The 22,710-nt window shown below is 44.6% G+C and carries 20 protein-coding genes; 9 read left to right on the forward strand and 11 right to left on the reverse strand.

Translation table 11 applies throughout. The annotated features are described in order from the left end of the window. Nucleotides 1–43: 43 nt before the first annotated feature. A complete protein-coding gene (locus R7E78_RS17180) occupies nucleotides 44–2,080 on the reverse strand; it encodes a PhoX family protein (protein WP_017635525.1) in 2,037 nt (678 codons plus the stop codon). 267 nt (nucleotides 2,081–2,347) lie between these two features. Here R7E78_RS17180 and R7E78_RS17185 point away from each other — a divergent pair, with 267 nt between their 5' ends. Together R7E78_RS17185 and R7E78_RS17190 are read left to right on the forward strand one after the other, a co-directional pair. Further along, the gene (locus R7E78_RS17185; RefSeq protein WP_005374208.1) at nucleotides 2,348–2,686 is read left to right on the forward strand and encodes a YggL family protein; all 339 of its coding nucleotides are present in this window, start codon (nucleotides 2,348–2,350) and stop codon (nucleotides 2,684–2,686) included. Between the two features lie 1,332 nt (nucleotides 2,687–4,018). Next, nucleotides 4,019–4,918 (forward strand): LysR family transcriptional regulator, encoded by a 900-nt coding sequence (locus R7E78_RS17190; protein WP_318058102.1) that lies wholly within the window; start codon nucleotides 4,019–4,021, stop codon nucleotides 4,916–4,918. Here R7E78_RS17190 and R7E78_RS17195 read toward each other — a convergent pair. Further along, entirely contained in the window at nucleotides 4,886–5,230 is a 345-nt protein-coding gene (locus R7E78_RS17195) for a DUF5329 family protein (protein WP_033906240.1), read from the reverse strand. The genes R7E78_RS17190 and R7E78_RS17195 overlap by 33 nt on opposite strands. Before the next feature lie 95 nt (nucleotides 5,231–5,325). Beyond that, the gene (locus tag R7E78_RS17200) at nucleotides 5,326–6,339 is read right to left on the reverse strand and encodes an MBL fold metallo-hydrolase (protein WP_053349394.1); all 1,014 of its coding nucleotides are present in this window, start codon (nucleotides 6,337–6,339) and stop codon (nucleotides 5,326–5,328) included. Between the two features lie 155 nt (nucleotides 6,340–6,494). Here R7E78_RS17200 and R7E78_RS17205 point away from each other — a divergent pair, with 155 nt between their 5' ends. The 3 genes from R7E78_RS17205 (at nucleotide 6,495) to R7E78_RS17215 (ending at nucleotide 8,838) form a co-directional block, all read left to right on the forward strand. Then, nucleotides 6,495–7,109, forward strand: a complete 615-nt coding sequence (locus R7E78_RS17205) for a TetR/AcrR family transcriptional regulator (RefSeq protein WP_025768062.1) — start codon at nucleotides 6,495–6,497, stop codon at nucleotides 7,107–7,109. Between the two features lie 329 nt (nucleotides 7,110–7,438). Then, on the forward strand, nucleotides 7,439–8,344 hold the full coding sequence (rimK, locus tag R7E78_RS17210; RefSeq protein WP_005374224.1) for a 30S ribosomal protein S6--L-glutamate ligase: 906 nt from the start codon (nucleotides 7,439–7,441) through the stop codon (nucleotides 8,342–8,344). 65 nt (nucleotides 8,345–8,409) lie between these two features. Further along, entirely contained in the window at nucleotides 8,410–8,838 is a 429-nt protein-coding gene (locus tag R7E78_RS17215; RefSeq protein ID WP_005384193.1) for an ATP-dependent zinc protease, read from the forward strand. Nucleotides 8,839–8,904: 66 nt separating this feature from the next. Here R7E78_RS17215 and R7E78_RS17220 read toward each other — a convergent pair whose 3' ends face one another. After that, complete coding sequence (locus tag R7E78_RS17220) at nucleotides 8,905–9,630, reverse strand: MBL fold metallo-hydrolase (protein WP_213877023.1); 726 nt, start codon at nucleotides 9,628–9,630, stop codon at nucleotides 8,905–8,907. 323 nt (nucleotides 9,631–9,953) lie between these two features. Here R7E78_RS17220 and speA point away from each other — a divergent pair, with 323 nt between their 5' ends. From speA to R7E78_RS17240, 4 genes are all read left to right on the forward strand, one after another. Then, nucleotides 9,954–11,864 carry an arginine decarboxylase gene (gene speA / locus R7E78_RS17225; protein WP_411913759.1) on the forward strand — a complete coding sequence of 637 codons (1,911 nt, stop codon included), beginning with the start codon at nucleotides 9,954–9,956 and terminating at the stop codon, nucleotides 11,862–11,864. Between the two features lies 1 nt (nucleotide 11,865). Further along, entirely contained in the window at nucleotides 11,866–12,786 is a 921-nt protein-coding gene (gene speB, locus R7E78_RS17230; RefSeq protein ID WP_005374233.1) for an agmatinase, read from the forward strand. A 409-nt stretch (nucleotides 12,787–13,195) separates the two neighbouring features. Then, nucleotides 13,196–14,401, forward strand: a complete 1,206-nt coding sequence (emrD, locus tag R7E78_RS17235; RefSeq protein WP_005374234.1) for a multidrug efflux MFS transporter EmrD — start codon at nucleotides 13,196–13,198, stop codon at nucleotides 14,399–14,401. A gap of 311 nt (nucleotides 14,402–14,712) precedes the next feature. Beyond that, nucleotides 14,713–16,878: a S9 family peptidase gene (locus R7E78_RS17240; protein ID WP_151515839.1), complete on the forward strand. Its 2,166-nt coding sequence runs from the start codon at nucleotides 14,713–14,715 to the stop codon at nucleotides 16,876–16,878. A gap of 218 nt (nucleotides 16,879–17,096) precedes the next feature. Here the strand turns inward: R7E78_RS17240 and R7E78_RS17245 are convergent, their stop codons facing one another. The 7 genes from R7E78_RS17245 to R7E78_RS17275 all read right to left on the reverse strand — a co-directional run bounded on the left by R7E78_RS17245 (nucleotide 17,097) and on the right by R7E78_RS17275 (nucleotide 22,674). After that, entirely contained in the window at nucleotides 17,097–18,146 is a 1,050-nt protein-coding gene (locus tag R7E78_RS17245; protein ID WP_005374238.1) for a porin, read from the reverse strand. Between the two features lie 215 nt (nucleotides 18,147–18,361). Beyond that, nucleotides 18,362–19,231 (reverse strand): metal ABC transporter solute-binding protein, Zn/Mn family, encoded by an 870-nt coding sequence (locus R7E78_RS17250; RefSeq protein ID WP_262642707.1) that lies wholly within the window; start codon nucleotides 19,229–19,231, stop codon nucleotides 18,362–18,364. A gap of 22 nt (nucleotides 19,232–19,253) precedes the next feature. Beyond that, nucleotides 19,254–20,129: a metal ABC transporter permease gene (locus tag R7E78_RS17255; protein ID WP_318058104.1), complete on the reverse strand. Its 876-nt coding sequence runs from the start codon at nucleotides 20,127–20,129 to the stop codon at nucleotides 19,254–19,256. Beyond that, on the reverse strand, nucleotides 20,129–20,857 hold the full coding sequence (locus R7E78_RS17260) for a metal ABC transporter ATP-binding protein (protein WP_205391282.1): 729 nt from the start codon (nucleotides 20,855–20,857) through the stop codon (nucleotides 20,129–20,131). Before R7E78_RS17260 ends, R7E78_RS17255 begins: the two co-directional genes overlap by 1 nt. Further along, the gene (locus tag R7E78_RS17265; protein ID WP_005374249.1) at nucleotides 20,857–21,783 is read right to left on the reverse strand and encodes a metal ABC transporter solute-binding protein, Zn/Mn family; all 927 of its coding nucleotides are present in this window, start codon (nucleotides 21,781–21,783) and stop codon (nucleotides 20,857–20,859) included. Before R7E78_RS17265 ends, R7E78_RS17260 begins: the two co-directional genes overlap by 1 nt. Before the next feature lie 22 nt (nucleotides 21,784–21,805). Then, nucleotides 21,806–22,357 carry a DUF6162 family protein gene (locus tag R7E78_RS17270; RefSeq protein WP_137282880.1) on the reverse strand — a complete coding sequence of 184 codons (552 nt, stop codon included), beginning with the start codon at nucleotides 22,355–22,357 and terminating at the stop codon, nucleotides 21,806–21,808. Then, nucleotides 22,354–22,674: a hypothetical protein gene (locus R7E78_RS17275; RefSeq protein WP_005374251.1), complete on the reverse strand. Its 321-nt coding sequence runs from the start codon at nucleotides 22,672–22,674 to the stop codon at nucleotides 22,354–22,356. Before R7E78_RS17275 ends, R7E78_RS17270 begins: the two co-directional genes overlap by 4 nt. Nucleotides 22,675–22,710 lie beyond the last annotated feature (36 nt).

Genomic DNA, 22,710 nt, shown 5'->3' on the forward strand with positions numbered 1-22,710 from the left:
CAATTGCAGGGCTTGAATTTTAAGGTGTTTATTCATTTAGAGATTAAACTGCAATCTCTCCACCGTCTTCACGTCGAATAACCACTGTCGCCGCTCGTGGGCGCACAGAAACACCAGCAGGCGTTTCTTCGGCTGCATCTTCACTGTATGGCCAGTTGCCTGGGTGCTGAATATTCACAAACAATGATTTGTAATCAGGGCTGATGGTAAAGCCTGTTACTTCACAACCATTTGGTCCGACAAAGAAGCGTTTCAATTCAGCTTGATTATCCGCACCAATCACAGCTTGATCACCATTCTCATCTGTTAGCTTAGATGGAACAACAGCCAACATTTGATCATTGGTGTAAGACGTGACTTCATCTGCGCCGTTATCAGTCTGAATCCACAAAATACCACGGCCATCAAACGCTAATCCGTCTGGGCTCGCAAACTGGTTTAACTCATTCAAGCCAGAACGGTTGGTATCTGCATCACCATTTGCTGGCGAACCAAACACAAAGATATCCCAAGTAAAGTCAGTTGCTGAAGCACCTTCATCCCAACGAATAACATGACCAAACTTATTATTCAAACGTGGATTCGCAGGGTTGGTTTCATCTGTACGGCGCGTATTGTTCGTCAATGTTAAATATACTGAACCCGTGAATGGATCAACCGTACACCACTCTGGTCGATCCATTGGTGTTGCCCCAACTAAATCCGCCGCACCCGCAGTATTGATGATAATTTCAGCCAGTGAATCAAAGTGATCCGCTAACGTACCACCAGCGGTTGTTACGCTATCAAGCGTTAATGGTAACCAAGTACCTGTGCTGTCTTCATTGAAGCGCGCCACATACAGTGTGCCTTCGTCCATGTACTTGTCACCCATCGCCAAGCGGTTATCAGGGTTAGCATCTGCTGGATCCCACGCTGCCGCAGATTCAAATTTGTATAGGTATTCAAAGCGAGAATCGTGACCAGAATAAAATACCACTGGTTTGCCTTCTTCAAGCTTACCGAAAGTACAGCCCTCGTGACGGAAACGACCTAGCGCAGTACGTTTCTTCGCACGTGAGTTTTGCGTGTAAGGGTCAATCTCGACAATGTAACCGTGACCATTGGCTTCATTACGGTAATCATCCATCGCACTTGCTCCTGTTGGAGCCACATTAAAGCGAGAGAACTCATCAAGACGCTCTTCTGCATTACCTGCTAATGTCTCCCACAAGTAGCGTGTGCTTTGGTCATCAACACCAATGCGATCTTGCTCTTCTGTGCGAGTCCCGGCGTTAACAAAGTAACCAGGCCAGTTCTCTTCACACGTTAAGTAAGTGCCCCACGGCGTGTAGCCGTTGCCACAGTTGTTTAACGTACCACGCGCTTGGCTGCCATCTGGTGAGAAACGAGTGACAGTTAAAGATGTGTGGGCTACCGGGCCAGACAAATCCATGACTGTCGCACCAGTATAACGACGGTTTAGTGGGTCGGTATCAACCAACTTCCACATGTTGTCTTCCAGTTGAATGCGAACCACTGATACACCGTGCGCGTTAATCTCTTTGCGCACTTCATCTACAATGGTACGTACGCCATTTTCAACCGTCGGACCGTTTGGATGCAGTGCTGATGTGTCGATGTACTCGTGGTTAATACATAGCAAGCCATCTGTAGTGCTATCGTTCAATGGGAAAAAATGCATGCCGTCATGGTGCATGCCTAGTGCATTTAACTGATCGGTACTGGTGTTGGTACCATCATTTTGCCATGCGCTGCCTTGTGCATTAAGTGGTGTTCCCCAAGGTACTAGTACTTGTGCGGTGTAGCCTTGTGGAATTGAAACTGCGTCAGTGAGTGAGCCAGGGATAGATTCAAAGTTAAGAACGGCTTTAGATGCGCCCGAACCACTGCTTACTGTACTCCCTGAGTCAGACGAGTTACAACCAGCCAATCCGAAAGCACCAAACGCTGTCATCGCACTGATACCTAAACCACCTTTCAGAATGCTGCGTCGAGATAGGCTCGCTTCTAATACTTCTTCAAATGGTTTGTTTTCACTTTGGTTATAACGCGTCGCGTCAAAGGTTTCCTTGCTCATTTTTACTTTCCCGATCTTATAGTTTAATTAATAAATAAGTGATTAGTTGAACGGCAAGAAGTTTGGATAAGAAAAATGACAAAAGTGCTTAAAACATATGAAACTTGTGTTTCAACAATACTGCCAACCAAACCAACACAGCTAACGAAGCAATTAAATTCTGGTCACATAACAACCAACTGTATCGCTTCATTCTGATTTTACTTGGGCTAAAGTGTGATAGAAGGTATAAGGTGTACGAAATCAAATCATCTACGAGAGATAATCATGAAATTAGACAAGATCGATAACAAGAGCCGTCGTATCCGTAAAAAGCTGTTCTTAGGTGAGTTCGCAATCCTAGGTTTCGAGATCAGCTGTGAAACAGACATTAACGACTTCGACCGTTACGATGCATTCGTTGATGACTTTATCGACTACATTGACGAGCTTGGTCTTTGCTTCGGTGGCGGTGGTCTAGAACTGTTTGAAGGCTTCCTATGTTCTACTGACCGTTACGGCAGTGCGACTGAAGAACAGAAAGCGCAAGTTATCAAATGGTTAGAAGCACGCCCAGAAGTGAAAAGCGCGCAAGCGGGCGAACTAGTTGACGCCAACTACCTGTAACTAAAGGGCAACCTGTAATACGCAGAGCTCAGTAAATGGTAGAGAAAGCTGGTCTTAAGACTGGCTTTTTTATTTTTGGAAGAATGCGATATTAAAAATAGGGTGCTTGGGAAGTTGCGCGGAGTGATTGTGGCGTTTTTGAGCTGGCAATCAACGGGAAACTGCGTTCCACAGCCAGCTCGTGCCTTTAGGTATAATTAACTATGATTTTTTAGCTGGGGCGTCTTTCGTGTCTTTCCAGTATTGAATACGCACACGATGTAGCTGAGCTCTTCTAGTCTTTTTCATAGTAAAGTCCCTCATCTTATATAAGTAACGCTCCTCATGGAGCTTATTGTCTAAGGTCGTATCCCCTTCAATCTATAAGGGAATCAATCATTTAACCGTGACCAATTTCACAACATAATGATAATTACCGGTTTCTTGCAGCCTGTTTTTACTGGCAAACGGCATATTATCTATCTGACACGGTTAACTTACTCACCAGATATGACAGAAAAATGGCAATCAAGTTCCCTACTTATACTGTCATTGAATCTTAATAAGGATTAACAAGGTGGGCATTTCAGATTTACCATACTGTTTATAAAAACCGCAAGAATTTTTATTTCTTTTCAAACAAATCTCTACTCAAGATCAATTCACTTTCATCTTTATCGTCTCCCTTTTAACGCATTGTGATCCAGTTCAATCCACAGAACTCGGAACAAAAAGCGCACATTAATACATTCACCACCAAACTTGTGCGAGATCTCTTACAAGAGTTGTAAGCAAATAGATTAATCACCTCTAAGAGCAATGCCAGAAAAAACATTAAATATATGATTTAAAAGTAATATTTAAATTCACTTAAAATAATAAGTAAAAATAATTTAGAAAAGTTAATTGAGTCAAATCAGCAAAACATCAATACTCAATTTGTCGAAAGGATGTTGGCGGGAACAGGAAAAAAGCCTAAAGGATTGGGTATCTTCAGGATGAAGATTTGATAACTTAGGATGAGTTGTCAGCAAGGATGTAGTTAAGCTCTAGGATAGAGTTCGCCCGTCAGGATGATAGGCAAGAATGGACACCGCTAGGAAGGCGATGAACAAGGAACTCGGTTAAAGGACTTAGCCACAATCAAGGATAGATGCAGGGAGCACCTATTAGTAGCTGGATTGCTGCGAAAAAGAATAAGCCCCGTCTGGGAAACCAGGCGGGGTTTTATTTTGTCTGTAATGTATTGATAACGATTCATCTTTTATCGTTTAAGTCTTCTCTGTTTTCATAAAACACCGTGCTATCATTTTCTTTACGTCTCCCAACAAAGCTCTCAGAAAATCACACACTATGCTTAATCCTGTTTGGTTACATACATTTAAGACATTGATTGAAGTCGGTCATTTTACGCAAACGGCAGAAAAACTTTTTATGACTCAGCCTGGCGTCAGCCAACACATCAAAAAATTAGAGCAAAGCTGTCAGCATGCCTTGATCAAGCGCGAAAAAAAAAGCTTCGAATTAACCGAGCAAGGCAGGATTGTCTACGCATATGCGCTCGAGTTAGAAGATAGAGAGAAGAAGCTGCTCGAAGAGCTCAGTTTTGATGATGCGTTTTCAGGCCATTGTAAACTGGCTTGTTCTGGTGCAATGGCGTTAATGTTGTATGGGCCCATTTTGGAGAAGCAAAAACAGCACCCGAGCTTATCGTTACATTTAGAAGCCGCGCCAAATCAATCTATTCTCAACGCCATAACGCAAGGGCACATTGATATTGGTATCGTGACTGACGTTCCCAACAAAGGTCTGTTTCACAGTGAGCGAATTGGTAAAGAGAGGTTGTGCTTGGTTCTGCCAAAGCAATATCAAAATAAGCAGATAACGCCACAACTCTTGCATGACTGTGGTGTCATTAGCCACCCTGATGCCGAGCATTACATGACACTTTTTTTTGACCAATGTGAAGAACCACAGCTCCAAGAAATTAAGATGAGCGATTTACCATTATCCGGCTACGTAAATCAATTGAGCCAAATTTTGCTGCCTGTCAGCAAAGGACTTGGCTTCACCGTGCTGCCTCAAAGTGCGGTCGACAATTTTCCGCTAAAAGACACGTTACACATTGCTCAATTGAAAAACACTGTATGTGAAGAGCTATTTCTAGTTCGTAAGCGCAGTCGTGCTCTACCTCTGCGCTATCAGACCATCAAAGAAGTGTTATTGGATGTGATCGGTGGCGCGCATCAATGATGTTAGCCACTCTTCGCTGGTAATGCGTTCCTCTTGGCAATCCACCCAATATGGTTTGCCAGATAACCAGCTCTTTGACGCGACCTCTTTTATAAACACATCCACGGAATCAACGTCATCTTTGGCGTAATCCCATTTATTGCGCATGTGTTCTGCCGCTTCTTGATTAGTGTACGCCTTGCCGTTGCGGATAAAGGTGCAAGAGGATTGCTCAACTCGTTTTATCAACGTCGAGATATCTTGCTCTACCCCTGCTAGTGCAAAGGTCGGCAGAATGCTTAATGTAAGTAACAACGTCCACTTTGCTTTCATCGCACCTTTATCCTTATCCCTGACCACGTAACTACTAATAGTAACTACTGATAAGTGACTTAACTATTCTGGTGTTTGGCTGTTTAGTTCAGCAATTATTGCCACCATGCCTGAGCAGGCTGAGGCTCCGCAATCGCCAAGCGTTGACCGATCTCAGGGCTAACTAACGTTACACCGCGCTCTTCACTGATGTCTAACGCGCGTTGCATCGGTTCATTCCAATCGTGCATCGATAAATCAAACGTGCTGTTATGGATCGGCATCATAACTTTGCCCTGCACATCGATGTGTGCTTGAACGCTTTGCTCTGGGAACATGTGAATGTCTGACCAGAGTTCATTGTACGCACCTGTTTCAATCATGGTGAAGTCAAATGGACCGTACTTTTCGCCAATTTCTTTAAAGCCATTGAAGTAACCAGAGTCACCACTGAAGAACACTTTGTGTTGTTGTGCATTGATAACCCAACTGCCCCACAGCGTCGTATCGCGGTCTGTCAAACCTCGACCAGAGAAATGCTGAGTCGGAGTTAGTGTATATTCAATGCCGTCAACAGAGTGTGACTCCCACCAGTCTAGTTCGATCACTTTCTCTTTGGGTACACCCCAATTCACCAGTAATTGGCCAACTTTTAACGGCACCAAGAAAGTGCCCACCTTGTCGCCTAGCACTTTAATAGAAGCTTTATCTAGGTGATCGTAATGGTCATGACTGATCACCACCACATCGATAGTTGGCAAATCTTCTATCGTGATGGGGGTTTGGTGAAAGCGTTTTGGCCCTGCCCATTGTACAGGAGACGCGCGATCACTGAATACAGGGTCAGTCATCACCAGTTTTCCATCGAGCTTCATTAATACGCTTGAGTGACCCAGACGATAGATGACGTCATCTTGCTCTTCTAACAGTTGCCGCGCTGTGATCACATGCACTGGAATTTCAATCGTTGGTGTTGGGTTAAGGCGCTCAGTCGTAAAATACGCTTTCATGATTTCGAACATGTCGCCCAAACCGCTTTTGTATTCCAACTCTGTATTTGCAAATTTGTCCGGGTATGTTGGCGCTTTTTCAGTATCAACATTAGAACAAGAAATCATTGATGTACCCATCGCGAACGCTCCTACTGTGGCTAGCAAAGTTTTTTTCATAAAAAGTTAACCCGAACAAAAGTAAACTACACGGTGCAGTTTACATTCTAATTATCAAAAGTAAACTACTTAGTGTAAAATAGATCAAGAAATGATCTTCTTAACTTAGCAAGCTTATGAATGTAAAAAGAAAAAGTCGTAGCGAAACCAAAAGAGAAGCCATCTTGTGCGCGGCAAGGCAAGCGTTCCAAGAGTTTGGGGTGCAAAACACCAGCATGGATAAGCTCTCTGCAATCGCACAAGTCTCTAAGCGCACGGTCTATAATCACTTCCCTTCTAAGGAAGCGATCGTGACGGAGTTGCTGACTGAGCTTTGGCGTTCGTCAATGATGGAAAGCGATATTAAACGCTTGGCCACTCTGCCACTCAAAGATCAATTGATTGAATTACTCTACAGCGAGATCATTGTGGTAACGGAACCAAACTATATTGAGCTGGCAAAAGTGGCATTTGGGCACTTCTTATTTAAGCCGGAAGATCTCAAAGAACAAGCAGAACAAATGTCGAAACAGGAAACCGCCCTGTACCGCTGGCTTACTGAGAAATCGAACAGTGGCGCTTTGCAAATTGATGATGTACATATAGCAAGCACTCAATTGCACAACTTACTTAAAGGCAGTGCATTCTGGCCACAGTTAATGGGAATTCGCCCCTCTTTGTCGAATGAAGAATCTAGGCTGTTAGCTACCCAAACGGCGGAACTTTTTTTAAGTCACTATCAAAACAGCTAAAAACAGCGGTCAAATTGGCCGCTTTTTTAAGCGATAATTCGTGACAAAGCGATGAAATTTTTGCTCAATTTTATTTATCTCACCCTTGACAGTCTCATACCGCAAGGCGTGAGCGTTCGATAAAATATTTTTGTCGTGTCGACGATGCTTTTTCGTTTTCATCTCACAAAAAAACGCCCTAAGGTGCGCACCTCTGACGACGTGGTTGTTCAACCACAATTCTAAATCGTTGAAGTAAGTAGGTTATGTCATAACATGATCACCTGCCTACTGCATTCTATGCTCTATACTTATATTTTAATTTGGTACTGACTTACTAAGGAATTGCCATGCGTATTGCTATTCTCTCTCGTAATGAGAATTTATATTCAACCATGCGCCTAAAACAGGCGGGTGAAGAACGTGGGCATCAAATCGATGTGATCGACACGCTTCACTGTTATATGGACATTACGAGCAACAACCCTAAGATCCGCTACAAGGGTGAAGAATTACCGCAATACGATGCTGTTATTCCGCGTATTGGGGCATCTATTACGTTTTACGGCACTGCTGTTGTACGTCAGTTTGAAATGATGGGTACATTTTGTGTCAACGAATCTGTCGCGATCAGCCGCTCTCGTGACAAGTTGCGCTCATTACAACTGCTATCACGTAAAGGCATCGGTTTGCCACGCACTGGCTTTGCTCACCATCCTGACAATATTCAGGACGTGATCAAAAACGTTGGTGGCGCACCTCTAGTGATTAAATTGCTAGAAGGCACTCAAGGCATTGGTGTTGTACTTGCTGAAACAAATAAAGCGGCAGAAAGCGTGATTGAAGCTTTCATGGGTTTGAAAGCTAACATCATGGTGCAAGAATTTATCGAAGAAGCAAAAGGCGCGGACATCCGTTGTTTTGTTGTCGGAAATAAGGTGATTGCCGCAATGAAGCGCCAAGCGAAAGAAGGCGAGTTCCGTTCTAACCTTCACCGTGGTGGCTCTGCACAACTCGTGCGTTTGAGCAAAGAAGAGCGTGCGACCGCTGTAAATGCAGCGAAAGTGATGGGCTTGAACCTTTGTGGTGTGGATATCCTTCAATCTAAAAATGGCCCAGTGGTAATGGAAGTGAATTCTTCCCCTGGTCTAGAAGGCATCGAACTAGCAACGGGTAAAAACATTGCAGGTATGATCTTCGATTTTATCGAGAAAAACGCTAAGCCAAATTCAAACCGTACTCGCGGTAAAGGTTGATTTTTGTTTAACGTACAAGAGAGCCAAAAACCGGCTCTCTTGTTACTCGTCGCTAGGATGACACTATGAATCAGAAAATGATCATTGGGAATGCCGAAGCTATTTGCTTGCCAGAGTTAGGGATTACTCACCTTGAAGCGCGTATTGATACAGGCGCTCAAACCTCTTCATTACATGTAGACAATATTGATTGCTTTGAAAAAGATGGTCAGTCTTATGTTGCATTCGATCTACACCCAGATGTATACCATTTAGAACAAGTGGTTCGCTGCACAGCGAAACTAAAAGCAAACCGTAAGGTTAAATCTTCTAACGGTACTTTTGAACACCGCTGCGTGATCACGACGATGCTGCGTATGGGCGACCAACAATGGCCAATCGACATTACGTTGACTAACCGTGAAAAAATGACTTACATGATGCTGTTAGGTCGTCAGGGCATGGCAGACAAAGTGCTCGTTGATCCTAGCCAATCTCACTTATTGGCATCTTAACCCCGTAGCTTCAGATGAGTGATCGAACGTTTTTGTTGAGCATCACTTGTCTGGCTTTATCTTCGCCTACTTCCTACGAAATAACGCAAACAACAATCCCTTCGCTTTAACTTTTGTCACTCGCCAGTGCGTCATTGGCTTAGTCGGCGCTGTATTCAAAATGTGCTGATACGCTTTTTCATCCAAAGTCACCTCTCCCCCATGTGCCAAAAGCAAACATTGCGGATTCATCTCAAACACACGCTTTAATGATTGCCGATATTGATTCGGATGAAATATGGGAAACGGCGCAATCAGATGCTTTTTCACCTGCACCATTAAATCCGCCACATACAACACATCTTGTTCAGAATGATAAACCGACAGATCTCGATCAGTATGCCCTAGCGTTTCTAGCACCTGCCAATCATCAAATCCAGGAATAAACTGTCCATCAATAAGTTCAATATCTGGCTTTAGCTTGCGGGAATACCACAGGTTTTGCTTTGGTTTACGCATCCGATTCGCCATCCAGCGTGCTAACATCAAATCGGTCAAATGCATTAGCCAACCGTCTATACCGCTATACCACTGGCTCTCTCGCTTTGCGGCCAATAGCTTGCATCCTGTTAAATCACGTAGTTTGTGCGCACCACCAGCATGGTCTGGATGCATGTGGGTCACAACAACCAACTTTAGGTCAGAAAAAGGACGATGGAGTTGATGTTCAATAAAGTCTTTAAGATGAGGGATGTCTGCTCGACTGGCACCATCAAGCAACAATAATTTATCGGGATATTCGGCGAGATACATGGTCTGAATGTACCCCTGAATTCTGTGCAGCTGCAAAATATGTCCTTATTTTAGTGAGATGCTTCATGACCGAACCCTTACTGGTCAGACCAACTATAACAGCAGAATGGACGCTTCGGTAAACAAATATTCACACGTAGCGACGACAACAAATCATAATCGAGATGATAGATTTTAATCATTAGACTCAAGGACCCTTTTATCCGTTAATGCGCGCACACGGAGTTCGTGTCAGGGTATGAGGTAAATGCCTCATGATTTGCTTTTTTGTACTTTTCCTTCTAATTAATTAAGGAGTTAAGTACATTTTTGTGAGAATCGAGTTGGAAAAAGCAACTAAATTAGACCGCATCCGCGCGGACTACAACGTTCACTACTGGAGCCAAGGTTTCTACGGCATTGATGACCAAGGCGAAGTATATGTATCACCACGTAGTGATCGTGCACATCAAATCCCTTTCAGCGCTATTGTAAATGAGCTAGAAGCGAAGCAGTTAAATCTGCCTGTATTAGTACGCTTCCCGCAAATCGTGCACCAACGTGTGCATGGTATTTGCCACGCATTCAACCAAGCAATTGAAGAATACCAATATCCAAACAAATACTTGTTGGTGTACCCAATTAAAGTAAACCAACAACGTGAAGTGGTGGATGAAATTCTAGCGAGCCAAGCTCAACTAGAAACCAAGCAGCTTGGTCTTGAAGCGGGTAGCAAGCCAGAATTGTTGGCGGTACTTGCATTGGCTCAACAAGGTAGCTCCGTGATCGTGTGTAATGGCTACAAAGACCGTGAGTATGTGCGTCTTGCACTGATCGGTGAAAAGCTGGGTCACAAGGTATTCATCGTACTAGAGAAGCTTTCTGAGCTGGATCTGGTACTAGAAGAAGCGAAAAGTTTGGGCGTAAAACCGCGCCTTGGTTTACGCATTCGCCTCGCCTCTCAAGGCGCAGGGAAATGGCAAGCAAGTGGCGGTGAAAAATCGAAGTTTGGTTTATCAGCATCGCAAGTGCTTAGCGTTATTGAACGTCTTAAACGCGAAGGCAACCTAGACGCGATGCAACTGGTTCACTTCCACCTTGGTTCACAGATGGCAAACATCCGTGATGTACGCAATGGTGTGAACGAGTCTGCACGTTTCTACTGCGAACTACGCGCACTCGGTGCAAACATCGAGTACTTCGATGTGGGCGGCGGCTTGGCAGTGGATTATGACGGCACACGCAGCCAATCATCGAATTCGATGAACTACGGCCTTGCAGAATACGCACGTAATATCGTCAACACAGTGGGCGATGTGTGTCTGCAATACGAACAACCAATGCCAGTGATCATTTCGGAATCGGGTCGCTCGCTAACAGCGCACCACGCTGTGTTGATTTCTAACGTAATTGGTACCGAGTCGTACCTACCGGAAGAAGTACATGAGCTTGATGATGACGCTCCGCTTTTGCTACAAAACATGTGGCGAAACTGGGAAAACTTGCAAGATGGTACAGACGCTCGTGCGTTAATTGAGATTTACAATGATACCCAAAGTGATTTGGCAGAAGTGCACTCTCAATTTGCTACAGGTGTGCTTAACTTGGAACAACGTGCGTGGGCAGAACAATTGTCACTACGCATTTACTTCGAATTAAGCCGCAAGATGAGCACTAAGAATCGCTTCCACCGTCCGATTCTGGACGAGTTGAGCGAACGTCTTGCGGATAAGTTCTTCGTGAACTTTTCTCTCTTCCAATCTCTACCAGATGCTTGGGGTATTGATCAGGTGTTCCCTGTTCTGCCACTTTCTGGTCTTGGCGAGGCGGAAGAGCGTCGTGCAGTGATGTTGGACATCACATGTGACTCTGATGGCGCGATCGATCACTACGTTGATGGTCAAGGCATCGAGAGCACGCTACCTGTACCAGCTTGGAGCAAAGACAAACCGTACCTAATGGGCTTTTTCCTAGTAGGCGCATACCAAGAAATCCTTGGTGACATGCACAACCTATTTGGTGATACCCACAGTGCTGTAGTCAATGTTGATGAACATGATCAATTTGAGATCAGTTACATCAACGAAGGTGATAGTGTAGAAGACATGATGCGCTACGTTCATATCGACGTGGATGCGATTCGTGACAATTATAAACAATTGGTTTCACAGCGAGTTGAAGCCAATGAACAAGCACAAATCCTAGCAGAACTAGAACAAGGTCTAGCAGGATACACCTATTTAGAGGACTTCTGATATGAATGATTTGTTTACTAAAACTGATTATTCGCTTTACTCCAACTCTATGTCGTTTTTACGTCTGCCGTACATTCGTAACCCGGTATCGGCAGACGCAGACGTTGTGGTGTTGGGAGTCCCTCTGGACATGGCAACATCTGGTCGTCCAGGTGCGCGTATGGGTCCAGATGCAATTCGCCGTGCCTCAGTCAACTTGGCATGGGAAGGTAAGAAGTTCCCGTGGAGCTTCAACGTATTGGATAAACTGAAAGTGATCGACGCAGGTGATCTCGTGTTCGATTGCGGTGATGCGGAAGATTTTACTTACCGCCTTGAAGCGGCAACCAGTGAAATTCTAAAAAGTGGTAAAACCATGTTGGGATTGGGCGGTGACCACTTCATCACGCTACCTATCCTACGTGCCTATGCGAAGCATCATGGCCAAATGGCTTTGATTCACTTTGATGCTCATACGGACACCTATGCAAATGGCAGTTCATACGACCACGGTACGATGTTCTACCATGCGCCGAAAGAAGGTTTGATCTCAGCGAAGAACTCAATACAAATCGGCATTCGTACGGAGTACAAACAGCAAGATCACGGCTTCAATGTGATTAATGCGATGCAAGCGAATGACATGTCGGTGAACGAGATCCTAGAAGAAATTCGTCGCACCGTCGCAGACAAGCCAGTGTATGTTACTTTTGACATCGACTGCTTAGACCCGGCCTTCGCACCGGGAACTGGTACACCAGTTTGTGGTGGCTTGAACTCAGACAAAGCGCTGAAAATTATTCGTGGTTTAGCCGGCATGAATATCGTGGGTATGGATGTTGTCGAAGTATCGCCTCCATACGACCACAGTGATGTTACCGCACTAGCGGGAGCAACCATCGCACTAGAAATGCTTTACGCATACGCATCTGAGCGCGAATAGACATAATCATTTCTAAGGGAGCTTCGGCTCCCTTTTCTTTCTGATGCTTTCCTCTACCTTTTATTCACTCGTTTCATCTTGAACTCAGCTCAACCGAGCAGACGCTTTATTTTTGCACTTTAACCATTAAAACCAGTTACCTATAAGGCTCATTCTATTCACGAAAAGTAAAAGATTTAACGTAATTAGACAAAGAAATGCACCGCTTTTTGAAAACAAAATCGGATTAGTTTTTCTAATTGAAATCATAGATTTTTATCTTGCTCAACTTCACACTTTTCGATTGCTAATTATACAAGCAAGCACTATTATCTCGCGCAAATATCCCCGCAACACAAGAAGTCAGTTGGCACTCTGTAAAAGAGCGCTAAGGGTTTTTACGTCTTAAACTTTTTGGAGAGATACGCAAATGTCTGCTTCGTTTCCATTAGCGAAACTTACCTTTTTAATCGCTATATTGACTGCCGTGGGTCAAATGACCCAGACAATGTACGTGCCTTCAATCGGTCATATGGCGGGCGAGTTTTTGGTATCTGCGTCATCACTTCAAGCTGTGATGGCTTGTTACCTAATCCCATATGGCTTGTCGCAATTTGCGTATGGCACACTATCGGACCGCTTGGGACGCAAACCGATCATCATCGTCGGGCTGCTTATCTACATCGCGGGTACACTGGTAGCATTATTTGCACATCAATTTGAATGGTTCTTGATTGGTAGCTTTATCCAAGGCTTAGGTATTGGCTGCGGCGGTGCGATGTCACGCACTCTGACTCGCGATTGCTTTGAAGGCTCTGATCTACACAGAGCAAACAGCTTAATTAGCATGTGTGTGATTTTCTCACCATTAATGGCACCAGTATTAGGCGGTTACCTAACAGAAGCTTTCGGATGGCGGTCGAGCTACTTGTTCTTAGCGCTATTTGCTATCGCGGTTGTGATCACCATGATGACAAGCATGATGGAGACGCTACCAAAAGAGAAACGCAAATTCGAACCAGTAGCCAAAAGCTACAAACACGTTTTGTCTGACCGTCGCTTTCAAGGCTTTTTGATTTGCCTGGTTGCAACATTCGCTGGTGTGGGTGTATTCGAAGCAGCGGCTGGGGTGTTGTTGGGTGGGGTATTAGAATTACCTGCAACAACGGTAAGTTTGCTGTTTATATTGCCGATCCCAGGTTACTTGGTGGGCGCAGGCTTATCTAGCTACATCGCAAGACGTCGCTCTGAGCGTCGTGCTTTAAACGTAGGCTTGGTCTCTATTTTTGTAGGCTCTGCTATTGTGCTCATCCCAGGCTTGTTTGGTTTAACCACGGCATTAACGCTAGTTGGAGGCGCAACCGTGTACTTTTTGGGTGCGGGCATTCTCTTCCCAGCAGCAACAACTGGAGCGATTGCGCCATTCCCATACCATGCAGGAACAGCAGGCGCGACATTGGGTGGCATGCAAAACTTGGGGGCAGGTGTCGCAACTTTGCTCGCGTCACTATTTCCAGCGCATAACCAGATGCCTTTGGGCATTTTGATGATGGCAATGTCGGTAATTGCAATGCTTGGGCTAATGTGGGTGAATCGAGCACACAATCACTCAAACGAAGTACCGCAAGTTATCTGATCATTATCAGCTTACTTTCAAAATCCAAAAGGGACACACTCAACAAGTGTGTCCCTTTTTTCATATCACACTATATCGATTTCCCGATGAGAATGATTTAACTTTCGAATTGATATTTGTTAAAAATAACAGCTGCTTACACAATGTGTTTTCAGCTTCCTTCAAATTGAGTAGCCAACTCGAAAATATTGAGGATTCTCACTTTTTCGGCATACCCCATAACAAAGAATGGACAACTGAAAACCACTAACAAAATGAAAGCCCAGCCCTCAGGATGAGGCCACTTGGGTGTACAATAAGGATAAAATCAGATGCGTTTCACTTTAACTACGTTGGCCGTCTCGGTCGCGCTTGTCGCCGGATGCAGCAATCAAGGAATTCCTAGCATGACTCAATACTCCCAAACACAGATCGTTGCTCAACAAACTCAAGCTCCGGTTGCGAAAAAAGTCCCTCACGCGATGACTATTCATGGCGATACCCGCGTTGATAACTACTACTGGATGCGTGACGACGAACGTAAAGACCCTGAAATTTTACAGCACCTAGAGAAAGAAAATCAGTACGCAGAAACCGTTCTAAAGCACACTGAAACACTTCAAGATACGCTATTTGAAGAAATTAAAGGGCGTATCGCAAAAGACGACAACTCAGTACCTGTTCGTAAAGGCAACTACTTCTACTCCAGTGAAGTGACCGGAGATAACGAGTACGAAGTCCATTTGCGAGCTAAAGACTTTGCAGGCAAAGACAAACAAATCATTTTAGATGTCAATGAACTAGCAAAAGAACATGAATTTTTCAGTATCGGCGGCCTATACGTTAGTCCGAATGAAAACTTATTGGCGTATGGCGAAGACACATTAAGCCGCCGCGTGTACACCCTTAAGATCAAAGACCTGACAACAGGCAATTACCTACAAGATGAAATCGAAGGGGCCTCAAGCGCTGTCGCATGGCAGAACGATAACAACGCCTTTTACTACATCAAAAAAGATCCACAGACCTTATTGGGCTACCAAGTTTATCGTCATGTATTGGGCACACCACAAAGCAGCGATGAGCTGATTTTTGAGGAAACCGACAGCGCCTATTACACCTCACTAAGCAAAAGCAAAGATGGCGAAGATATTTATATCTGGCATTCGAGTACAGAAACCAGTGGGGTCTCTATTATTGATGCGAACAACCCTAAAGCAAAGGCGAAACCGTTCTATCCTCGTGAAGATGGCATTGAATACAGTATTTCTAAGCTAGGCGATTGGTACTACATTTATACTAACTATCAAGCCGTCAACTTCCGTTTGATGAAAGTTCATCAAAATGACATGCATGACCGCTCTAAATGGCAAGATGTGATTGCGGCAGACAACAACACTCAACTTGTCGACTTCGAGTTATTCGATGATCACATCGTCTATGAGCAGCGCTCTAACGGCCTAGCAAGCGTCACTGTACGTCAGCTTTCAACAGGAAAAGAATTCCCCCTCACATTTAATGACGATGCGTTTGCTGCCTATTTGACAGGTAACCTAGAGCTGGATAACGAGAAAGTTCGTATTTATTACAGCAGTTTAACCACTCCAGGAACCTACTACGATTTCGATCTAAAAACGGGCGGGTCAGAAGTCATGAAGCAAACACCTGTACTTGGTGATTTTAATCCTAACAATTACCAATCAGAACGCATCATGGTCACAGCCCGTGACGGTAAAGAAGTACCCGTTTCTTTGGTGTATCGTAAAGACTTATTTAAGAAAGATGGTACGAATCCACTCTACCAATATGGTTATGGATCTTATGGCGCAACCATTGAGCCAACTTTCCGCTCGACACGTTTGAGTCTGTTGGATCGCGGCTTTGTTTACGCCATTGCTCATATTCGTGGATCTGAAATGCTTGGCCGCCCTTGGTATGAAGACGGTAAAAAACTAACCAAGCAAAACACATTCAACGACTTTATTGATGTGACTAAAGGTTTGGTTGAACAAGGCTACGGCGCGAAAGATAAAGTCTTCGCTGTTGGTGGCTCTGCAGGAGGTCTCTTAATGGGGGCTATCATCAACCAAGCACCAGAACTGTACCGCGGTATCGGTGCACATGTTCCGTTTGTGGACGTGGTAACCACTATGCTCGATGAATCAATTCCATTGACCACCAATGAGTATGATGAATGGGGTAACCCAAATAACAAAACATACTATGACTATATGTTGAGTTACTCGCCTTACGACAACATCAAGGCGCAAAACTACCCGAACATGTTGGTAACGACTGGCTTGCACGACTCTCAAGTACAGTACTTTGAACCAATGAAGTGGGTCGCCAAACTTCGTGAAATGAAGACAGACGATAACGTCTTGTTGTTCAAAACCGATATGGAAGCCGGACACGGCGGCGCATCTGGTCGATTTAAGCGCTTAAAAGAAGATGCGCTAGAGTATGCCTTCTTCCTCGATTTACTCGATAAAAAATAAGCGTATTAATAGAACTGCATCTCTTCTAACAACAAAAATGCCCGCAAGTTGCGGGCATTTTTTATAGACGCACTCTCTAAACAAGGAGTGGGGTTACCTAAGCACAGAACGACCAGCGTCTCTTATAGCCAAAGGAAAGCAGAAAGAAAAACGCCTACTCACAACGAGTAGGCGTTAACACAATAAATGTGTTTAGGCAGTAGAAACTGGCCTATTTATTAGAAGTAGTAACGAGCACCTAGAGTCCAGTAGTCGTTCTCTTCATTGTTGTAGTCGTTACCTAGGTCAAACTGGTAACCAGCGAAAGTAACGAATGCAGGAGTTACTGCGTACTCTGCTTGTAGCGCAGTTTCGCTTGAAACTGTCTTGTTGTCTTTGTCGTCTTCTACACCTTCGTAGTTAACGCTGAACGTCCAATTGTTGACTCCGTACGCTAGTAGGCCCTCAATCTGAGTAGTTTCTTCACGCATCTCGTAGAAGTATTCGTTCATGCCGTATACAACAGCTGCGTACAGACCAGAGCCATACTCACCGTAATTTACAGAAACAAGGTGTGATTCAGCAGTTTTAGTACCTAGACCAGAATTCTCAACATCACCGCCGCTGTATACGTAGCCTAGACCAAAGCCCGCAACAGAGCCGCTCAGTGCGATTTGACCACGTTGGTCATACTTGCTGCCTTTAGAAACGTATTCTGGAAGACCTGTGTTAGGGTTTTGTTGTAATGATAGGCCTCTATCATCATTTTCACCTTGCCAACCAAGACCTAGGTTGAAAGCAAAACCTTCGCCAAACTCAAAGCTTTTACGGTAGCTGATCATTTTTTCAGCACGACCAGTACCTAGATTGTTGTGATTGTCGTACAAAAAGTCGTTCGCGAACGCGATTGGTAGATCCGCAACGCCAGCGACATCGTAGTACGGAGACCACTGTGTACCTCCCACTAAACGGCCAAACTGCTGGTGGGTCGCGCCGATGTAGCCCAAACGAGTTGAAAACGACTGGCTACCACCATTTAGGTAGTTAAGTGCCCATTCGCCTTTAGCGTCGATAGTGATACCGTTGCCAATGTCTTTCTTGCCCGCAACATTGATACGTGGAGACACTTGGTGAACTTTTACTTCTTCTTCGAAATACTCACCCACGCCAACTGAAACGTGACCGCCGATCGATAAAGATGTACCATCGCTGTTGTAAACTTCTGCTGCGAAGGCCTGTGAACCACATGCTAGTGCCGCCACTGCAACGGCTAGAGTTTTCATTTTCATTGTTAACATCCGTATAGTTGTTTGTACCGGTTCGCTTAGAAACAGATTAAATCCGAATCAATCGCAACGAACACACAACAAAGTAGTAATGAAATAGAAATGAAACAAACACTTTCTTATGCAACCAGTGGTATCAATGCTCACATTTTGAACTTAATCACAAAAAAATAGGGAACTTTTCATTCCCCATCATAAAATCTGTGGCTTTTTACGTGTCACATCTCCCAACGTGCGAGTGGCTTCTCAGTTTTGATACCGTTACTGCCCCAGCGGTCAATAACATCAATTTGCAGTATGCGGCTCGGTTTAATAAGCGATGTCAAGGTTTTCGACGGTCGTTTATCCGTCACTAACCATAGCGTTTTATCTTGTTCAAACTGAGCTTTTAAAGATAATTTGTCTTCTTCTGTCCACTCAAGTTCCGGCTTAAATTCGCGCCCAACCACAAACAATTGGTTGCCAGAGGCAAAGTCCTCTAATGACTCACTCATCAGTACCACTGAATCGATGCCTTTATCGAAGATCTCTGCCTGTTGTTGGTTGATCAGTTCACGCACATTGAGCATAAGAGCCTGTTGATTCGTTTGAATCGCCTTTTGGTGTTCAGGATATACACGTTGTAGATCCTCTCCAACAATGCCCGCCATTCGGATTAAGTTTGTAGGGTTCAGCCATGCGTACTTCGATGTTGACCCGTTTTCCAATGTCAGTACTGCAACTCCTTGAGCTCTAGGAGAAATGGCCTGCGATGCATCGATTTCAATCAAGTGAATGTTGCCCTGTCGAGCGTAAACATAAGTCGGGTCTTGTTTCCAAATCGCACCAAGAGTAATAGCAACCGTCGCGACTTGACCCGCTTGCTTAACTTGCTCTGTACCTTTATTTGCGAACCAGTTTTCAAGACGCTCAACGCCGTAACGCTTTGGAGGCAGATACTGAGTCTCTATCCCTGTACCTTTCATGAGTTGCTCAGACAACATGTACGTGACGGGAGTGCTGGTTAAAATGTCTTTGGCGCCTGCCAACGATGGAAGTTTCGTCGCTATAACCAAACCAAAAGTTATCGCTAATTTTTTTATCTTCATGTTCATTACTTTATAAAAAGGGTTACGCTTTTTGGATAATTCGGTAAACCGTTGCTATTAGGAAAAATGCCGCAGAAACAATGATGATGGATGCGCCTGATGGCACTGGTAGCTCAAGCTCCATCGGCAGTATGGTTCCTACTAAACACGCAATGGTTGCCAATAAAGAAGAAAGGAGAACAAAACTGCCCATGCGTTTAGTCAATAACCTAGCCGTTGCACCAGGAATCAGTAGCAATGCACCAACCAATACCGCGCCAATAATCTTTACCGCGGCGATGGTGACCAAGGTGATCATCATGACAAATAAGTAATCATAAAAGCTGGTATTAAAGCCGCGTACACGTGCAATATCCGGGTTGATACAAGTTAGCAAAATGCGGTTAAACGTTGGAATAAGAAGCAGTAATATGATCAAACAACTGATCGCTAAAATAAGGATATCGTTGTCCGTCACAGTCAAGATCGAGCCAAACAACACGTTCTCCAACATGTGAATGTTGATCTTGCGAGCAACGTACATTAACAGCGCAGCACCAACCGCTAACGCTAGTGCAAGAAAAACCCCAACCAGTGTGTCGTAAGGTACATTCGTACGATTACGAACAAAGTGAAGCAACAGCGCAAAAATCATACAAAAGCTAAACAATCCGATGATCGGATTCTCTGGCGGCTCACCGAGCAACACACCAATCGCGATTCCGGTAAGCGCAGCATGCCCAACCGCTTCAGAGAAAAAAGCCAGTCGCTTGGCGATGACTAATGTACCAAGACCACCAAGTAATGGTCCTAATATCAGCGCTGCAACAATTGCGTTCACCATGAAAGCATAAGAAAAGCTATCGCTTAACCATCCAGCTTCAACGCCGCTAACCGCTAACTCTCGCAACCAATCCATTATGCAGCCTCCACTTTTGCTGTGTAGTGCTTGAATAATGTTTCTATACGATCAGGACTTAGTACATCTGAATGGTGCCCTGACGCCACAATTTGACGATTTACAACATGGACCTGCGCATCTAAACGGCGCACTGCGGTCACGTCATGGTGTACTGCCAGTACCGTTTTGCCTTCTCCAACGACTTCATGAATCAAACCTTCAAGATATCGAACACCTTGCTCATCCATGCCAGTTGTAGGTTCGTCTAAAACCAATAAATTGGGCTCATCCAGTAAAGCTTGCGCAAACAAAACACGCTGTTGCTCACCGCCAGAGAGTTGCCCCATACGACGGTCGCTACGCGTTGCCATACCCACGCGATCCAGCTGGGCCAGGGCATGTTGAGTTTGTTTCGTTTTACGTCGCCAAAATAGAGGGATACGGGTTTGGTTAAGCAGTACAAAATCCATCACGGTTAACGGGAGGCTTGCTTCAAACATCGCTTTTTGTGGCACATACCCTATCTTCCCCGATGCAGCTGATGGCTCTGGCCAATTGAGTGCAATGTTTCCCGAAAACGGCGTAAGTCCAAGTACCGAACGAAGCAAAGAAGTTTTCCCACCACCATTCGGTCCCATAATCACGTGACATTTCGCGCTCTCGAATTCGGCGCTGATGTTCTGCAAAATGATATTGTCGGCGTATTTTAGGCCCACGTTACTTAAGGAAACGGAAGGTCCAGTCATTACGCCTTTTCCCCTGCTCGCTTACTCGCCACAAATTTCATGGCTTCGATTAGTGTTTCCACATTATCTCGCATCTCAACCTCGACTTTATCAGCCTCATACTCACCGTGAGTCATGTGAGAAAAGCGATAAAGCTGCACCCCAGTCGCCTCTTCGATGGTATCAACAAAGCGATTCGGCATATTGAGCTCATAAAACAGCACATCAATGCCCGATTCACGAATTTTCTCTATCGTTTCCTGTAGCTGACTTGCACTTGGTTCTACACCATGAGCAGGCTCAATGACAGCGGCAACGTCAACACCAAACTCCTGAAGGATATATCCGTAAGCATTGTGGGTTGTCGCCACCTTCATACCAGCCGTGTCCAACTCACCAAGAGACAACATTGCATCACGCTTCATCAGGCGAAATGTTTTTGCGTATTTACGGGCATTTTGGCGATAGAACGTAGCATTGTCTGGGTCCAATTGGCTTAGCTCACTCGCGATGGTGTAAACCTTTTGAATGGTTGTTGATAAACCGACAAAGGTGTGAGGGTTCACTGCTCCTTGACCAACAGACTGCCCCATAGCAGGCAATAAAGGCACTTCTTTGTTCGCTTCGATAACCACGAGATCATCACGCTGAGAAGCCTTGATCACTTTCAGTGCAAAATCGTCATGACCAATACCATTGATCACTATTACGTCCATTTCATTTAAGCGCTTAAGATCATTAGGTTGTGGCAAATAGTTGTGAGGATTAAAACCAGCATCAACCAAAGGAACGATGTCCGCCTTCTCACCAACAACGGCTTTAACATAGCTGTAATAAGGTTGAAGCGTAATACCAATACTGAGTTTATCGGCAGCAAAGCCAGTAGAAGACACCGTCAATAACGCGGTGGCTGTAAGAATACGACGTAAAAGAGAGCGTTTGATCATAGTACTTATCAATTATGTTGTCTTAATGGGCGTGAGAGTGGGAAGAAGAGTCTGACAGAATGATTTGTTTCCAGCCGAAATCGTGGCGTTTAGCTAGATCGCTTAGTCCCTCCACATTTAACGAACGGCTAGAATCATTAAACCAAATATCAGCTTGAGAACTGCGGCTATCCAACAGCATGGAAGCAGAGCCTTGGGCACTGGTCTTCACGCCAATGTAGACACCGTCATCAATTCGTTGCCACTGATGAGAACCTTTACGCTTCCAGTTTTGGTCTTTCACGAATGGAGCAATCCAAAGCGCCTCCATATCAGAGATCTCAGGCCAAGTTCCGGTATCTAACTGCAAATCACGAATCTCTTCATGAGCGAGCTTAAGTTCAGCGATCAACCCCAACTCGTTTTGATGTAAATCCGTGATTAACACTTGATGAGACTGCATGTCTGGCTTTTCAGTCGCGACCTGATGGTAGGGCATAAGTATGGCTGCTGAACTGAGAATCGCTGCGATTGTCAGTGCGACCCACTTTCCTTCTCGGTTACCATTATCAGGGCGAACTTTCTGAACGCTCATTTCTCTTTCAGCTCAACGATATCCACTTCCACCGGGCTTTCATGTCCGGCATCAAATACCAAATAGAAATCTGTTTCAGGGTGAGTAAATTCTGCGATGGAACGCTTATCTGTTTTTTCTTTGGCGATCAGATTGTCGTCGTAATCGTACATTTCGACATCGTAGTCGACCGCTGTCGATCCATCCGAGTAGCCCGCTTCACAAATCACTTTATCTTGCGCCAAGTGACAGCTCATCAGAGGAAAATGTGCAGCAGCGTGAAAGGACGCAAATCCAGAAAAAAGCAAAACCGCTTTTAGAAGAGAAGTGTTATTCATGATAATTCCAAAATGGCCCAGCAATTGCTGAGCCTA

This window comes from Vibrio sp. YT-19(2023), from assembly GCF_033337395.1.

Excerpts from the sequence above, each read along its gene's own strand:
- R7E78_RS17180 (WP_017635525.1), bottom strand. The coding sequence starts at position 2,080 with ATGAGCAAGGAAACCTTTGACGCGACGCGTTATAACCAAAGTGAAAAC.
- R7E78_RS17185 (WP_005374208.1), top strand. The coding sequence starts at position 2,348 with ATGAAATTAGACAAGATCGATAACAAGAGCCGTCGTATCCGTAAAAAG.
- R7E78_RS17190 (WP_318058102.1), top strand. The coding sequence starts at position 4,019 with ATGCTTAATCCTGTTTGGTTACATACATTTAAGACATTGATTGAAGTC.
- R7E78_RS17195 (WP_033906240.1), bottom strand. The coding sequence starts at position 5,230 with ATGAAAGCAAAGTGGACGTTGTTACTTACATTAAGCATTCTGCCGACC.
- R7E78_RS17200 (WP_053349394.1), bottom strand. The coding sequence starts at position 6,339 with ATGGGTACATCAATGATTTCTTGTTCTAATGTTGATACTGAAAAAGCG.
- R7E78_RS17205 (WP_025768062.1), top strand. The coding sequence starts at position 6,495 with ATGAATGTAAAAAGAAAAAGTCGTAGCGAAACCAAAAGAGAAGCCATC.
- rimK (WP_005374224.1), top strand. The coding sequence starts at position 7,439 with ATGCGTATTGCTATTCTCTCTCGTAATGAGAATTTATATTCAACCATG.
- R7E78_RS17215 (WP_005384193.1), top strand. The coding sequence starts at position 8,410 with ATGAATCAGAAAATGATCATTGGGAATGCCGAAGCTATTTGCTTGCCA.
- R7E78_RS17220 (WP_213877023.1), bottom strand. The coding sequence starts at position 9,630 with ATGTATCTCGCCGAATATCCCGATAAATTATTGTTGCTTGATGGTGCC.
- speB (WP_005374233.1), top strand. The coding sequence starts at position 11,866 with ATGAATGATTTGTTTACTAAAACTGATTATTCGCTTTACTCCAACTCT.
- emrD (WP_005374234.1), top strand. The coding sequence starts at position 13,196 with ATGTCTGCTTCGTTTCCATTAGCGAAACTTACCTTTTTAATCGCTATA.
- R7E78_RS17240 (WP_151515839.1), top strand. The coding sequence starts at position 14,713 with ATGCGTTTCACTTTAACTACGTTGGCCGTCTCGGTCGCGCTTGTCGCC.
- R7E78_RS17245 (WP_005374238.1), bottom strand. The coding sequence starts at position 18,146 with ATGAAAATGAAAACTCTAGCCGTTGCAGTGGCGGCACTAGCATGTGGT.
- R7E78_RS17250 (WP_262642707.1), bottom strand. The coding sequence starts at position 19,231 with ATGAAGATAAAAAAATTAGCGATAACTTTTGGTTTGGTTATAGCGACG.
- R7E78_RS17255 (WP_318058104.1), bottom strand. The coding sequence starts at position 20,129 with ATGGATTGGTTGCGAGAGTTAGCGGTTAGCGGCGTTGAAGCTGGATGG.
- R7E78_RS17260 (WP_205391282.1), bottom strand. The coding sequence starts at position 20,857 with ATGACTGGACCTTCCGTTTCCTTAAGTAACGTGGGCCTAAAATACGCC.
- R7E78_RS17265 (WP_005374249.1), bottom strand. The coding sequence starts at position 21,783 with ATGATCAAACGCTCTCTTTTACGTCGTATTCTTACAGCCACCGCGTTA.
- R7E78_RS17270 (WP_137282880.1), bottom strand. The coding sequence starts at position 22,357 with ATGAGCGTTCAGAAAGTTCGCCCTGATAATGGTAACCGAGAAGGAAAG.
- R7E78_RS17275 (WP_005374251.1), bottom strand. The coding sequence starts at position 22,674 with ATGAATAACACTTCTCTTCTAAAAGCGGTTTTGCTTTTTTCTGGATTT.